Origin of the sequence: Pseudomonas sp. FP2300 (assembly GCF_030687595.1) — a bacterium.
GTDB lineage: Bacteria > Pseudomonadota > Gammaproteobacteria > Pseudomonadales > Pseudomonadaceae > Aquipseudomonas > Aquipseudomonas bijieensis.
In genome coordinates this window covers 5905933-5920747 of sequence record NZ_CP117440.1, presented here as the reverse complement: position 1 = coordinate 5920747, position 14815 = coordinate 5905933, and the positions used below count along the sequence as shown (strand labels likewise).

The 14815-nt window shown below is 61.4% G+C and carries 11 protein-coding genes; 4 read left to right on the top strand and 7 right to left on the bottom strand.

Annotation, left to right across the window (positions count from 1 at the left end):
- Positions 1 to 38: 38 nt before the first annotated feature.
- Positions 39 to 1406, top strand: coding sequence for a DNA repair protein RadA (gene radA, locus PSH86_RS26315; RefSeq protein WP_030140305.1), 1368 nt, complete (start codon positions 39 to 41; stop codon positions 1404 to 1406).
- A gap of 140 nt (positions 1407 to 1546) precedes the next feature.
- Here the strand turns inward: radA and PSH86_RS26310 are convergent, their stop codons facing one another.
- Positions 1547 to 1903, bottom strand: coding sequence for a PilZ domain-containing protein (locus tag PSH86_RS26310; RefSeq protein WP_109756220.1), 357 nt, complete (start codon positions 1901 to 1903; stop codon positions 1547 to 1549).
- A 158-nt stretch (positions 1904 to 2061) separates the two neighbouring features.
- On the opposite strand from PSH86_RS26310, the gene PSH86_RS26305 reads away from it, so the two are divergent.
- The 3 genes from PSH86_RS26305 (at position 2062) to yjiA (ending at position 5507) form a co-directional block, all read left to right on the top strand.
- A complete protein-coding gene (locus PSH86_RS26305) occupies positions 2062 to 4128 on the top strand; it encodes a carbon starvation CstA family protein (RefSeq protein WP_134925898.1) in 2067 nt (688 codons plus the stop codon).
- Positions 4129 to 4141: 13 nt separating this feature from the next.
- Positions 4142 to 4339, top strand: a complete 198-nt coding sequence (locus tag PSH86_RS26300) for a YbdD/YjiX family protein (protein ID WP_003201656.1) — start codon at positions 4142 to 4144, stop codon at positions 4337 to 4339.
- A 196-nt stretch (positions 4340 to 4535) separates the two neighbouring features.
- Positions 4536 to 5507 (top strand): GTPase, encoded by a 972-nt coding sequence (yjiA, locus tag PSH86_RS26295; RefSeq protein WP_212801476.1) that lies wholly within the window; start codon positions 4536 to 4538, stop codon positions 5505 to 5507.
- Here yjiA and PSH86_RS26290 read toward each other — a convergent pair.
- The 6 genes from PSH86_RS26290 to PSH86_RS26265 all read right to left on the bottom strand — a co-directional run bounded on the left by PSH86_RS26290 (position 5499) and on the right by PSH86_RS26265 (position 14762).
- Positions 5499 to 6212, bottom strand: a complete 714-nt coding sequence (locus PSH86_RS26290; RefSeq protein WP_116833493.1) for a GntR family transcriptional regulator — start codon at positions 6210 to 6212, stop codon at positions 5499 to 5501. The genes yjiA and PSH86_RS26290 overlap by 9 nt on opposite strands.
- 22 nt (positions 6213 to 6234) lie before the next feature.
- Positions 6235 to 6939 carry a FadR/GntR family transcriptional regulator gene (locus PSH86_RS26285; protein ID WP_109756399.1) on the bottom strand — a complete coding sequence of 235 codons (705 nt, stop codon included), beginning with the start codon at positions 6937 to 6939 and terminating at the stop codon, positions 6235 to 6237.
- A 59-nt stretch (positions 6940 to 6998) separates the two neighbouring features.
- Positions 6999 to 8312 carry a C4-dicarboxylate transporter DctA gene (locus PSH86_RS26280; protein WP_109756398.1) on the bottom strand — a complete coding sequence of 438 codons (1314 nt, stop codon included), beginning with the start codon at positions 8310 to 8312 and terminating at the stop codon, positions 6999 to 7001.
- 386 nt (positions 8313 to 8698) lie between these two features.
- A complete protein-coding gene (locus tag PSH86_RS26275; protein WP_176689103.1) occupies positions 8699 to 9229 on the bottom strand; it encodes a hypothetical protein in 531 nt (176 codons plus the stop codon).
- A 208-nt stretch (positions 9230 to 9437) separates the two neighbouring features.
- A complete protein-coding gene (gene glyA, locus PSH86_RS26270; protein WP_058544066.1) occupies positions 9438 to 10691 on the bottom strand; it encodes a serine hydroxymethyltransferase in 1254 nt (417 codons plus the stop codon).
- Between the two features lie 222 nt (positions 10692 to 10913).
- Entirely contained in the window at positions 10914 to 14762 is a 3849-nt protein-coding gene (locus tag PSH86_RS26265) for a bifunctional diguanylate cyclase/phosphodiesterase (protein WP_109756396.1), read from the bottom strand.
- Between the last annotated feature and the right edge of the window lie 53 nt (positions 14763 to 14815).

Below are 14815 nucleotides of genomic sequence, written 5' to 3'. Positions count from 1 at the left end.
TCACTGGGCTATCATCGCGGTTTTGACCCGGAGTTCAGATGGCCAAGGCAAAGCGCATGTACGGCTGCACCGAGTGCGGCTCGACCTTTCCCAAATGGGCCGGCCAGTGCAGCGAGTGCGGGGCCTGGAACACCCTGACCGAAACCATGGTGGAGAGCGGCGGAGCGGCGGCGCCCACCGGTCGCACTGGCTGGGCCGGGCAGCAGGCGCAGATCAAGACCCTGGCCGAAGTCAGCGTCGAAGAAATTCCACGTTTCTCCACCGCGTCCGGTGAACTGGACCGCGTACTGGGCGGTGGCCTGGTAGACGGTTCGGTGGTGCTGATCGGCGGTGATCCGGGTATCGGCAAATCCACCATCCTGTTGCAAACCTTGTGCAACCTTGCCACCCGCATGCCGGCGCTGTATGTCACCGGCGAAGAGTCCCAACAGCAGGTCGCCATGCGCGCCAGGCGCCTGGGCTTGCCCCAGGACCAACTGCGGGTCATGACCGAGACCTGCATCGAAACCATCATCGCCACGGCACGCCTGGAAAAACCCAAGGTGATGGTGATCGACTCGATCCAGACGATTTTCACCGAACAACTGCAATCGGCCCCCGGCGGCGTGTCCCAGGTGCGCGAAAGCGCGGCGTTGCTGGTGCGCTACGCCAAGCAGAGCGGCACGGCGATTTTCCTGGTGGGCCACGTCACCAAGGAAGGTGCGTTGGCGGGGCCACGGGTGCTGGAGCACATGGTCGATACGGTTTTGTATTTCGAGGGCGAATCCGATGGTCGCCTGCGTTTGCTGCGGGCGGTGAAGAACCGCTTCGGTGCCGTCAACGAACTGGGTGTGTTCGGCATGACCGACCGGGGCCTGAAAGAAGTCTCGAACCCTTCGGCGATCTTTCTGACACGAGCCCAGGAAGAAGTCCCCGGCAGTGTGGTCATGGCAACGTGGGAAGGGACTCGCCCGATGCTGGTGGAAGTGCAGGCGCTGGTGGACGACAGCCATTTGGCGAACCCGCGCCGGGTCACCCTGGGCCTGGATCAGAACCGGCTGGCCATGCTGCTGGCGGTGTTGCATCGACACGGTGGGATTCCGACTCATGACCAGGACGTGTTCCTCAACGTCGTGGGTGGGGTCAAGGTGCTGGAAACCGCGTCCGACCTGGCGTTGATGGCGGCGGTCATGTCCAGTCTGCGCAACCGGCCGCTGCCCCACGATCTGTTGGTGTTCGGCGAAGTGGGGCTGTCAGGCGAAGTGCGGCCGGTGCCCAGTGGGCAGGAGCGGCTCAAGGAGGCGGCCAAGCACGGCTTCAAACGCGCCATCGTGCCCAAGGGCAACGCGCCGAAGGAAGCGCCGGCGGGGTTGCAGATCATTGCCGTGACACGCCTGGAACAGGCGTTGGATGCGTTGTTCGAATAACACTGGCCATTGCGGAAGAAATGTATGTGGGAGCAAAGCTTGCTCGCGATGCAGGCGACTCGATTTCGAAAGACCGCATCGCAGCCATCGCGGGCAAGCCTTGCTCCCACATGGATCCCCGTGCCAAGGGGCGGGGCAGCTCAGATATGAATCAACGCCGCCAACTCCCGCTCCAGTTCATCATGATCGGCCAGGTTCAGCTCCACCAGTCGGCGCAGGTGGGCGATGGAGTCCAGGTCGATATGCTCGCAGACGAAGCCCAGGTGGCCGTGGTCGTCGTGGGCCAACCGAACCTCCATCTGCACTTCCACCTCATTGCTCAGGTGAATGTCGGCAGTAAAGGTTTTCTCGGGATTACCCAGCCAGGGCTCGGGTTTTTCGATCAGCAGACCCTTGAGGGACAGGTCCAGCAGCTCCACCGGCCATTTGTATGGGGGCTGGCTCAGTTCGGTCCTGGCATGGAATTCGATTCGTACGAAGCGGCGACGATCGCTCATTACGTATTCCCTCTGAAGATTCATTGACTATAGACCCTGCTGGCGGAGCATCGTCACCGTTCGGCCGCCGACAGACGAATGTCGGGTATGGCCTTTGCCCTGGTTAGCGCTAAACTCCAGTGGCTGCCTTTCTTGTCCACCCTGGCTGGAATATAAAAATGAAAAACAATAATAGCCTGCTGCGCCATCTACCCTGGCTACTGCTGGCCGTCGTAGGAGCGTGCGCCCTGGGCGTCGTGGCTTTGCGTCGAGGCGAGGCGATCAACGCCCTCTGGATCGTCGTCGCGGCCGTGGCCATCTACCTGGTCGCCTACCGCTACTACAGCCTCTTCATCGCCAACAACGTGATGCAACTCGATGCGCGCCGGGCCACCCCCGCCGTGCTCAACAACGATGGGCTGGACTATGTCCCGACCAACAAACACATTCTCTTCGGCCACCACTTCGCGGCCATTGCCGGCGCGGGGCCGCTGGTCGGGCCGGTGCTGGCGGCGCAGATGGGCTACCTGCCCGGTACGCTCTGGCTGATCGCCGGCGTGGTGCTGGCCGGTGCGGTGCAGGACTTCATGGTCCTGTTCCTGTCCACCCGCCGCAACGGGCGCTCCCTGGGCGACATGGTGCGCGAGGAAATGGGCCGCATCCCCGGCACCATCGCGCTGTTCGGCTGCTTCCTGATCATGATCATCATCCTCGCGGTGCTGGCGCTGATCGTGGTCAAGGCCCTGGCCGAGAGCCCGTGGGGGATCTTCACGGTGATGGCGACCATCCCGATCGCGATGTTCATGGGCCTCTACATGCGCTACATCCGTCCGGGCCGCATCGGCGAGATCTCGCTCATCGGCGTGCTGTTGCTGCTGGGCTCGATCTGGCTGGGCGGGCAGATCGCCGCCGACCCGGTCTGGGCCAAGGCCTTCACCTTCACCGGGATCCAGATCACCTGGATGCTGATCGGCTACGGTTTTGTCGCGGCGGTACTGCCGGTGTGGCTGATCCTGGCGCCGCGGGACTACCTGTCGACCTTCCTCAAGATCGGCACCATCGTCGCCCTGGCCATCGGTATCCTGGTGACCATGCCCGAGCTGAAAATGCCGGCGCTGACCCAGTTCACCGACGGCACCGGGCCGGTGTGGAAGGGCGGGCTGTTCCCGTTCCTGTTCATCACCATCGCCTGCGGCGCGGTCTCGGGCTTCCATGCGCTGATCTCCTCGGGCACCACGCCCAAGCTGCTGGATAACGAAACCAACGCCCGCTACATCGGTTACGGCGGCATGTTGATGGAATCCTTCGTGGCGATCATGGCCATGGTCGCCGCTTCGGTGATCGAGCCAGGCGTGTACTTCGCCATGAACAGCCCGGCGGCGATCGTCGGCGGTGACGTGGTGGCCGTGGCCCAGACTGTCAGCAGTTGGGGCTTCGCCATCACGCCAGAGGCGCTGCAAGCGGTGGCCAAGGACATCGGCGAGACCACCATCCTGGCCCGTGCCGGCGGTGCGCCGACCCTGGCGGTGGGGATCGCACAGATCCTGCACTCGGTGCTGCCGGGTGAGAACACCATGGCGTTCTGGTACCACTTCGCGATCCTGTTCGAGGCGCTGTTCATCCTCACGGCGGTGGACGCCGGCACCCGTGCCGGGCGGTTCATGCTGCAGGACTTGCTCGGCTCGTTCGTGCCTTCGCTCAAGCGCACCGAATCCTGGCCGGCCAACCTGATCGCCACCGCCGGTTGCGTCGCACTCTGGGGCTACTTGCTGTACCAGGGCGTGATCGATCCGCTGGGCGGCATCAACACCTTGTGGCCGCTGTTCGGCATCTCTAACCAGATGCTGGCCGGTATCGCGCTGATGCTCGCCACCGTGGTGCTGATCAAGATGAAGCGCCAGCGCTACGTCTGGGTCACGCTGCTGCCGGCGTCCTGGCTGTTGATCTGCACCACCACCGCGGGCCTGATCAAGCTGTTCGACGCCAACCCGGCGATCGGCTTCCTGGCCCTGGCACGCAAATACAACGATGCCCTGGCCGCCGGCCAGATCCTGGCCCCGGCCAAGAGCATCGAGCAGATGCAGCATGTGGTGTTCAACGCCTACACCAACGCGACGCTGACGGTGTTGTTCCTGTTCGTGGTCTTCAGCATCCTGTTCTACGCGCTCAAGGTCGGCATCGCCGCCTGGGGCACCAAGGAACGCACGGACAAAGAAGCGCCATTCCAGGCACTGCCGGACGCTTGAGAGGATTGCAACGATGTTCAATGACTTGAGTCGCCTGGGTAAATACCTCGGTCAGGCCGCCCGCCTGATGGTCGGCATGCCCGACTACGACAACTACGTCGAGCACATGCAGACCAAACACCCGGACAAGCCGTTGATGGACTACGAGGCGTTCTTTCGCGAACGCCAGGAGGCCCGTTACGGCGGCAAGGGTGGGCCCAAGTGCTGTTGAAGCACCGCTTGGGTTGAGGTAACTCCTTGTGGGAGCGGGCTTGCTCGCGATAGCGGAGTGTCAGTTAACGATGCTGTTGACTGACCCACCGCGATCGCGAGCAGGCTCGCTCCCACAGTTGTTTTGGGGTGGTCTCAGGATTTGCATACGCCACAGAACCCCTGTGGTCTTCTTTTAATTTCGAAACAGGAGAACCATGTTGTCCTCTCCCATCCCGGTCACCATCCTCAGCGGCTTCCTCGGCGCCGGCAAGACCACGCTTTTGCGCTATCTGCTCAAGGCCGAGCACGGCCTGAAAATCGCCGTGATCGAGAATGAATTCAGCGATGCCGGCATCGATACCCAGCTATTGGGCGACGAGCCGGTGCAAGTCATGACCCTGGCCAACGGTTGCGTGTGCTGCACCATTCACACCGACCTGACCAAGGCCCTGTACCTGCTGCTCGAACGACTGGACAGCGGCGAAATCGCCTTCGACCGCCTGGTGATCGAATGCACCGGCCTGGCTGATCCGGCGCCAGTGGCGCAGACGTTCTTCATCGACGAGGACTTGCGCGAGCGCTATATCCTCGACGGCATCCTGACCCTGGTGGACGCCGCGCACGCCGAGATCCACCTGACCCAGGCCATCGCCCAGGCCCAGGTCGGGTTTGCCGATCGCCTGCTCCTGAGCAAGACCGATCTGGTGGAAGCGGCCCAGGTCCAGGCCCTTGGCGAGCGTCTGGCGCGGATCAACCGGCGCGCGCCGATCAGGGTGGTCGAACACGGCAAGATCGACCTGGCCGAGCTGCTCGACATTCGTGGTTTCAACCTCAATGCCGACCTGGGCGCGGGGTTCAGCCTGCGTCCGGTTGGCAAGGCGACCCCGGGCGATCGCATCAGTAGCTTGGTGCTGCGCACGGACAAGCCGCTGGATATCGACAAGCTCAGCGAGTTCATGAACCAGTTGCTGGAAGAACATGGCAAGCAATTGCTGCGCTACAAAGGCGTGCTGAACATCGCGGGCGAACCCCGTCGGCTGGTGTTCCAGGGCGTGCTCAAATTGTACGGTTTCGATTGGGACACCGAATGGGCGCCAGGCGAAGCCCGGGAAAGCGTGATCGTGTTCATCGCCGACGAACTGCCCGAAGAGAAGATCCGCGCCGGCTTCGAAGCCGCTCTACTTTGACGATCCCGTGCCTGCGGCCAGCAGCAGTTTTTGCTCCAGGTGGTCCAGGTGCTCGTCCATCAGCCGCAGCGCTTCGTTGACGTTACGGCCTTCCACCGCGTCGACGATTGCCAGGTGTTCCTGCCAGGCGCAGTGCCGGCGGGATTTGACCTCGTGCCGCGCCAGGGCCAGCGAGGTCAATGGCACCAGGCTACCGAGGAATTGTGCCAATGGCGCGTTGCCGGCCATGGCGGCCAGTTGCAGGTGAAACTCGCCGGACAGGCGTATCGCCGGGCCGCGCTCACCTCGGTCCAGGCAGCGCTGTTCCTGTTCCACCAGATCCCGCAGGTGCCGTAGATCCTGCGGTTGCGGTGCCTTGCAGGCCAGGCGCACCAGGGTCTGCTCAGCCAGGCGGCGGGCGTGGAGGATCTGCCGGGTCTGCTCCAGGTCCGGCGCGGCGACTTGTGGCCGGTGGTTCGGTCGCAGGATCACCACTTGCTGGTGGGACAGGCGCGCCAGCACCCGGCGAATGATGCTGCGGCTGACACCGAACACATCCCCCAGGCTTTCTTCGGTGAAGCGGCTGGCCGGGGCAATGCGTTGTTCGAGGATGGCGTCGAAGATTCGCGGGTAGATATCGTCCACCGACGGTTTGCCGATCCGGCCGGGCAGAGGCAGGGCGGCAAGCATATTGCGATTATGTTGATGGGAAACGAGAGTGTTCATGGCGGTCTCCGCAGGCAATGGCTCAGGTGCCGAGGTTGTCGTCCGGAATATTCAATTCGATGCCCATGCGCTGGCCTTCCCGGAGAATGTGCCGACGCATTTCGGCGCTGGCCTGGGCGCTGTTCTTGCCCCGGATGGCACGGACCACGGCTTCGTTTTCTTCCAGGCGCTCGGCCAGGTGTTCGGGTGAGTTGCGCAGCACATCGGCGCTTTGCTTGAGGGCGTTGCTGGTCTGCTGGACCACGTTCTGGAAGATCGGGTTGGACGTCAGGGCAAACAATTCTTCATGGAAGGCGATGTAGGCGTTGGCGCAGGCATCGCTGTCGTCGGCTTCCAGGGCTTCGCGCATGTCCATGAGGGTCAGGCGCAACTGGCCGACTTCCTTGCTGCTGATGGACTGGGCCACAAGACCGACGATGAAGGGCTCCAGGGTGTAGCGCAGTTGCAGCACGTCTTCCAGGCTCGCGCCGGCCATGGCGCTGCCTTCACTGGCTGTATCGCTGAGAGTGGCCTCCAGCACCACCACGCCCTTGCCGGGCATCGAGCGCACCAGGCCCAGGGTCTCCAGCACAATCACCGCTTCACGCAGGCTGGGTCGGCTGATGCCCAGTTGTTCGGCCAGCTCGCGTTGGCCGGGCAGCATCTCGCCCGAGCGCCATTGGCCCCGGGCCAGGGCGGCGCGGAGCTTCTCCACCACGGAATTGACGACGGTTGATGAACTGATCACATGTCACTCCTTGAAAATCACTCAGGCGGTGCCGGTTCGCGGGCCGGCACCGCAGTCTTTCAGAATTGCTGGTGATGGGCACTGCCCACCGGTTTTCTGGGTTGGAAGGTATAGCCTTGTTGACCGGACAGCACCTTGCGCGCACGAGGGATGTCGATGTCTTTTTCCCAGCGGGCGATCGCCACGGTCGCCACGCAATTGCCAATCAGGTTGGTCAGGGCGCGACCGATGCCCATGAACCAGTCCACGGCCAGCACCAGCACCAGGCCGACCACCGGGATTGCCGGGATCGCTGTCAGCGTGGCCGCCAGGATCACCAGCGCCGAGCCGGGAATCCCATGGGCGCCCTTGGAGGTGATCAGCGAGACCAGCAGGATGGTCAACAGATCGCTCATGGCCAGGGGCGTACCGGTCGCGTTGGCGATGAAGACAATGGCCAGGGTCAGGTAGATCGAAAAACCATCGAGGTTGAACGAGTAGCCGGTGGGAATGACCAGGCCCACGGTAGAGCTGCCGACCCCCAGGTGTTCGAGTTTGCGCATGATCTGTGGCAACACGGCGTCGGACGACGCGGTGCCGAGTACGATCAGCAGCTCTTCGCGCAGGTATTTGAGGAACGGCAGCATCGGCAGGCCCGACACGCGCATCACCACGCCCAGGATCACCGCGACAAAAGCGATGCAGGTCAGGTAGAACAGGCCGACGAGGTTGCCCAGGTGCTGTAGCGAATCCAGGCCGTATTTGCTGGTGGTGAAGGCAATGGCGCCAAAGACACCGATAGGGGCCAGGCGCACGATCATGCCCATGATGCGGAAGATCACGTGGCTGAGTTCGTTGATCAGGCGGGAAATACCGGACGCGGCATCACCGACGAGATTCAGTGCGCTGCCAAACAGCACGGCAAACAGCAGCACCTGCAGGATGTTGTTCTCCGCGAATGCTCCGATCACTGACGTCGGGATCAGGTTCATCAGGAACTGGGTGGTGGTGACCATGTGCTGGCCGCGCTGGGCGATATCGCCCATGTCGGCGCTGGAAAGCTGGTCAAGATGGATGTTCGCGCCGCTGCCGATGCCCGTGGTGAAGGCAAAGACCAGGCCGATGACCAAGGCGATGGTGGTGAGTATTTCGAAATAGATGACCGACTTGAGGCCGATGCGCCCGACCTTCTTGAGATCACCGGCGCCGGAGATGCCGCTGACCACCACGCAGAACACGATCAGGCCGATGAGCATCTTGATCAGCTTGATAAAGCCGTCGCCGAGGGGTTTGAGCTGTGCAGAGTATTCGGGAAGGGTAAGCCCGCAGACGATGCCGAGCACCAGTCCGAGGACAACTTGAAGGAAGATCGACCGCGAGCACCATTTGAGCATGGGAGGGATTCCTGGTTCGGTGTCCATGTCCGCCGGCGCTGGGGCTGTTGGCGTCAGGACTTCATTATTGTGGTCTTACCGGTTTGTCCAGTGCAGGCGCAGTCTAGGCGCTGTTTTTGCGGGTATGCAAGCTTGATTGTGATGATTTGGCTTTACCGGTCTTACCAGTTGTGGTGAAAGCCTTGAGCTTGAGCCTTTTTCCGGCCGGAAAAAAATTTTGCCGCCAGATGCCTACGCAAATAGTGAGGAGAGAACACAAGACTGTGGCGCAATGCTGTTCACTTAAGGATTGCTTGATTCATTGTGGCGAGGGGATTTATCCCCTCGCCACAGGGGATAGATGGGTTGTCCCTGTCTTACATTAAAATGTTCTACGGGTATTTTGTTCAGAGAATACTCAGAATGAACGTCGCTTTTGACTGTTCTTCCGTCTCGGCAAGATAGAGATAAGGCGAACCTCGCAGTCTTAATCCCCCCACATGTTTTTTATTGGCGGTCATGAGCGAAATGCGGGTGTGGCCGGATTTGATATTTTTCGGCGTGATGACATTCTGTTGAAAGTCGATAAGGGTGAAGAGAGTCGGCTTTTTAGTATTGGGATCCTTTGCACCAAGTACTTCGAACCAGCTTTTACTGAGCACTTTGTTGTAGTGCTCGCCAGTGTTTTTTAGGGTCAGGAGATAGCCATTCGCGGTATGCCGGAAGTGCAACCGCAAGGGTTCACCGCGCGTCCTCGGATCTTCGGCGCGCATGCCAAGCAGGTGTGAATGATCCTGGGTCTGGGGTTTGCCGGTATAAAAACCACCGCTGAAAGAGCTGACGGTCGCCAGCGCGGGTTTGCCATGCAGCCTTTCCAGTAGATTGACGTGAGCGCTAAACATATCAAGTGTTGCATGAAAGGAATTTTCACTGTCCATGTGAATATTGACTCCTGTAGTTGTTGATTAAATTTTGGATGGGGCGAACTGGATCTTATTGAGTTGTTAATCCCTTGTGGGGCTGTCTGTATTACAGGAGGTTAAATGCTGGCTGGCGTTAGTTGTTTGATCGTATGTTTTACAACGCCAATAAAAAAGGCCCGCATCTTTCGATGCGGGCCTTTTTGGTTACGTTTTGGCGAGCTGATTAAGCGCCGTACACCGGCAGCTTCTTGCAGATAGCCTTGACCTTCTCACGCACGGCGTCGATCACCGCTTCGTTGTTCAGGTCTGCCAGGATGTCGCAGATCCAGCCGGCCAGTTCCTTGCACTCGGCTTCCTTGAAGCCGCGAGTGGTCACGGCCGGGGTGCCGAAACGCAGGCCCGAGGTGACGAACGGGGAGCGTGGGTCGTTTGGCACCGAGTTCTTGTTCACGGTGATGAACGCCTTGCCCAGCGCCGCATCGGCGTCTTTTCCGGAGATCTCTTGCTTGATCAGCGAGAGCAGGAACAGGTGGTTCTCGGTACCGCCGGACACCACGTCGAAGCCGCGTTCGATGAACACGCCGGCCATGGCCTTGGCGTTTTTCACCACTTGCTGCTGGTAAGCCTTGAACTCAGGTTGCAGGGCTTCCTTGAAGCAGATCGCCTTGGCAGCGATCACGTGCTCCAGTGGGCCACCCTGGGCGCCTGGGAAGACAGCGGAGTTCAGCTTCTTCTCGATATCGGCGTTGGCGCGAGCCAGGATCAGGCCGCCACGTGGACCGCGCAGGGTCTTGTGGGTGGTGGTAGTGACCACGTCGGCGAATGGCACCGGGTTCGGGTAGACGCCAGCGGCGACCAGGCCGGCCACGTGAGCCATGTCGACGAACAGGTAGGCACCGACCTTGTCGGCGATCTCGCGAAAGCGCGGGAAGTCGAGGACCTGGGAGTAGGCGGAGAAACCGGCCACGATCATTTTCGGCTTGTGTTCCAGCGCCAGGCGCTCGACTTCATCGTAGTCGATCAGGCCGTTGCCGTCGATGCCGTACTGGATGGCGTTGTACAGCTTGCCGGAGGAGGAAACGCTGGCGCCGTGGGTCAGGTGACCGCCGTGGGCCAGGCTCATGCCCAGGATGGTGTCACCGGCCGACAGCAGCGCCAGGTACACGGCGGCGTTGGCTTGGGAGCCTGCGTGCGGCTGGACGTTGGCGTAATCGGCGCCGAACAGTTGCTTGGCGCGGTCGATGGCCAGTTGCTCGACCACGTCGACATACTCGCAACCACCGTAGTAGCGCTTGCCCGGATAGCCTTCGGCGTACTTGTTGGTCAGTACCGAGCCTTGAGCTTCCATCACCGCGGGGCTGGTGTAGTTTTCCGAAGCGATCAGCTCAATGTGCTCTTCCTGGCGCTGAGCTTCTTGCTCCATGGCGGCAAAGAGATCGGCGTCGTACTTGGCAATAGTCAAATCACGGCTGAACATGGCGGTCCTCAAGGATCGGGGGCAGAAAAGGGGGGCATTCTAACCCAACCGGTTTTGGAAGGCATATGAAAGGACATCATGTCGCGGACGAATGGGTTTCACGCAACAGGGGTGTCACCTGTGCAGGCCCTATCGCGGGCAAGCCTTGCTCCCACAGAAGTCTGCGTTCCCCTGTGGGAGCAAGGCTTGCCCGCGATAGGGCGGCCCAGATGGTACAAGGCCTCAGTCGAGCATGAACAACGCATCATTGCTGAACTGCGCTTCAAACCGGTTGGCCGGCATCGGCCGACCGAACAGGTAGCCCTGGACTTCGTCGCAGCCGTGTTCGCGCAAAAAGTCCAATTGCTCGTGGGTCTCGACCCCTTCGGCGATTACCGCTAGGTTGAGGCTGTGGGCCATGGCGATGATCGCCCGGGCGATCTGTGCATCCTGCTCGCCGGACGGCAGGCCGTCGACGAACGTGCGGTCGATCTTCAGCACGTCGATGGGGAATTGCTTGAGGTAGTTGAGCGAGGAATAACCGGTGCCGAAGTCATCCACGGCGATGCTCAGTCCCAGGTTTTTCAAACCGGCCAGAATCTGCATCGCCTCGCTGACTTCGCGCATCAGGATACTTTCGGTCAGTTCCAGCTCCAGGCAGGCCGGCGGCAGGCCGGTGCTGCGCAGGATATTGGCGATGCGCGTGCCCAATTGGCCGTCGGAGAACTGCCGGGCGGAAATGTTGACCGAGACCTTTGGCACCCGGACCTTGGCCTGGTGCCACGTCCTGAGCTGCCGACAGGCTTCGGTGATGACCCAGTCGCCGACGTCCACCACCAGCCCGAGTTCCTCGAGTACCGGGATGAAGTCTCCCGGCGGCACCAGGCCGCGACGTGGATGGCGCCAGCGCAGCAGCGCTTCGGCGCCGGTCAAACGTTTGCCATCGCCGCTGAACTGCGGCTGGTAGTACAACACGAACTCGTTCTGTTCCAGGGCGTGGCGCAAATCGCTTTCCAGTTCCAGGCGCTCCAGGGCGCTGGCGTTCATGTCGGCCTGATAGAACTGGAAGTTGTTCTTGCCGCGTTCCTTGGCGTGGTACATGGCCGTGTCGGCGTTTTTCATCAACTGGCTCAGTTCACTGCCATCCTGGGGACTCAGGGCGATGCCGATACTGGCGGTGACGAAGAACTCCCGGCCTTCGAGCACGAATGGCCGGACCAGGCTGGCGAGGATCTGCTCGGCCACGGTAATGGCCCGGTTCAGCGCCATTTCGCGGCTGGCGCGCGGCTGTAGCAACAGGGTGAATTCGTCGCCGCCCATGCGCGCCACGGTATCGTCGTCGGCGACACAACCGAGCAGGCGCGTGGCCATTTCCTTGAGCATCCGGTCACCGGCGGCGTGACCCAGGGAGTCGTTGATGGGCTTGAAGCGGTCCAGGTCGAGGAACATCAGCACCACCCAGGTCTTCTGCCGCTCGGCCGATTGCAGCGCGGTGTGCAGGCGATCCTGGAACAGCGTGCGGTTGGGTAGGTGAGTCAGGGCGTCGTAATAGGCCAGGCGATGAATGCGTTGCTCGCTGGCCTTGCGTTCGCTGATGTCGCTGAAAAAACACACATAGCTGGCCAGGTCGCCTTCGTCATCGAGCACGGCGGTGATGCCGACCCAGGCCGGGTAATGCTCGCCATTGCGACGCTTGAGCCAGACTTCGCCTTCCCAGGTGCTGTGCTGTTGCAGTTGCTTGAGCACGTAGCGCAGGTGGGCTTCCTGCTGCTCGTCCACGGTCAGCATGTTGGGCAACTGGTCCAGCACTTGCGACACGGCATAACCGCTGACGCGACTGAAGGCTTCGTTGGCCTGGACAATGTAGCCCGCCGGGTCGGTGATCAGGATTGCCGAAGTCGAATGCTCGAATACCGTGGCGGCCATGCGCAGGTCTTTTTCGGCGCGACGCTGCTGGCTGATGTCGCGGCCGACGCCGAGCACGCCTTCGAACGCGCCGCTTTCATCCCACACCAGCACCAGCCGCAACTCGATGGGGATCTTGCGCCCGTCGGCACGCAGGCAGTCGAACAGGAACAGCTGGGTCTGCATCTGGTTGCGCAGCTCGGCCAGTTGTTCGGGCTTGTCGAGGGCCTTGCTGACCCGGTCCATCAGGCTGTAGATGCCGGTCAGTTGTTGCGGATTGGCGATGATCGATTGCCAGCCGTTCTGGAAAATCCAGTCGGCGGTGTAACCCAGCACCGCTTGCACCGACGGGCTGACATAGTTGAGCGAAAGCTTGTTGTCGGTGGAGAAGATCACGTCGCTGATGCTTTCGGCGAGCATCCGGTAGCGTTGCTCGCTGTCGCGCAGCGATTCGCTGGCCTCGATCTGCTCTGTGACGTCCTTGGCCACGCCGATGATGCGTGTCACCTGGTCGTGCCGGTCCCGGGCCAGGGCCTGTTCACGGATGTCGAAGCAGCGCCATCTGCCATTGCGATGACGAAAGCGCAGCTGGCATTGCAACAGTTGCGTGTACCCGCCCCGGCGCTGTTCCTGGCGCAGGTTGTGGTAGTGATCGGCGTCTTCGCTGTGCAGCAGGATTTCCCAGAAGTACTCGCCCATCTGGTGCAGTTCGGTGCGGTCGTATCCCAGGGTCTGGCCCAGGTGATGGTTGCTGAAGATCATCCGCTGGCTGATGACGTCCTGCACATAGAGATGATCCGGCACGGTGCGCACCACGTCGGACCAGAAACCCTCGCGTTCGAGCAGCGAGAGTTCGATCAGCTTGCGGCTGGTGATGTCACTGATGCTCAGGATGACCGCGTTGTAGTCGTGCTGTTTTTCCGGCAGGCGCAAGACCAGCCACAGGTGCTGGTCGCGGCCATGGGCGTCCTGGAGCTTGATTTCCAGTTCCAGTTGCTTGTGTTGGTCGAGCAGTGCTTCGAGCAGCTTCGAACCAACGGGGTTGTGTTCCTGCGCACCCTTGCCGACCAGCAGTTGCCAGGCCTGGTCGCAGGAGTCGACGTTGAGCAGTTTCAACGCCATCTGGTTGACTTCGGTGACGTGAACTTCCTGGCGCAATTGTTCGAGTTGATGAGAGGTTTTCATCCAGGCGCGCAGTTGATCGCCATTGTGCAGGCCGGCCCGCTCAAAAAAGGCCTTGAGCCCCGACAGGTCGAGCACGCACAGGGCTACGCCGGTGCCTTCGAAAATGTCCTGGTAGCGCCGCCGACCTTCATGCAACTGTCGCTGCCGCCGGCGCATGTTCAACAGCGCGATCACTGGCAACAACGAAAACGCCAGGCCCAGCAGGCATTTGCCGATGAAGGCCGGCAGCAGTTGCTCGAGCACCTGGCGACGGTCGAACAGCCCCCGCAACTGCCAGTCGCTGCTGCTCAGGGGGATGGTCAGTACGGTGTTCTCCAGGTCATCCGGCGACAAATGGGTAGGGCTGCTCGAGGGCAGGCTTTCGTCGCGGCTGATGATCTGCTGGTTGAGACGGTTTTCCACCAGCCACAGCGGGCGCAGCCCCACATCGGCCTGCTTGGTCAGGGTCGAGAAAAAGCTCGGCGTCAGGCGCAGGGCCCAGTAGCCACGACTGCTACCGCTGGCCTGGTGCAGCAATAGATGCACCACGGAGCCGTCTTCGGCATTGCTGAAATAATGTGCCTGGGCACGGCTACGTCGCACCAGCTCACCCAGGTAATCGGCGTCGTGACTGTCGGCGTCGCTGTCACTGAGCACTCGGCCGGAGGGGCTCAGCAGTGCCAGGCTGCGCAATTCAGGGAGCGATTGCTGGAGTTTGCGAACGAGGGCCCGCTGTTCGTCGGCTGTTTGTGGTTGTTCGACGATCGGTAGCAGGTTAAGGGCGATTTGCGCGTTCAGGGCCATGTTCAGGCTGACCTGCGCGGCGAGATCGGCGGTGTAGTCGATGGTGTATTGGCGTTGTTGCTGCTGGGTTTCGCGCAGTTGGTCGAGCAATTGCCAGAACAGCAACCCGAGCAATAGCAGCACGAGGGTAGCCAGCGCGCCCTTCAATGTCCCGCGCAGGGGCGAGCCGGGCACGACAGCGGGTGCGCGAGGGGACAGGGGCGGCGTGACGTTGGACAAGCTGTAATCCTGCGGTTTGCTGGACTGGCGCGACGTGCACTATAAGCCGGACG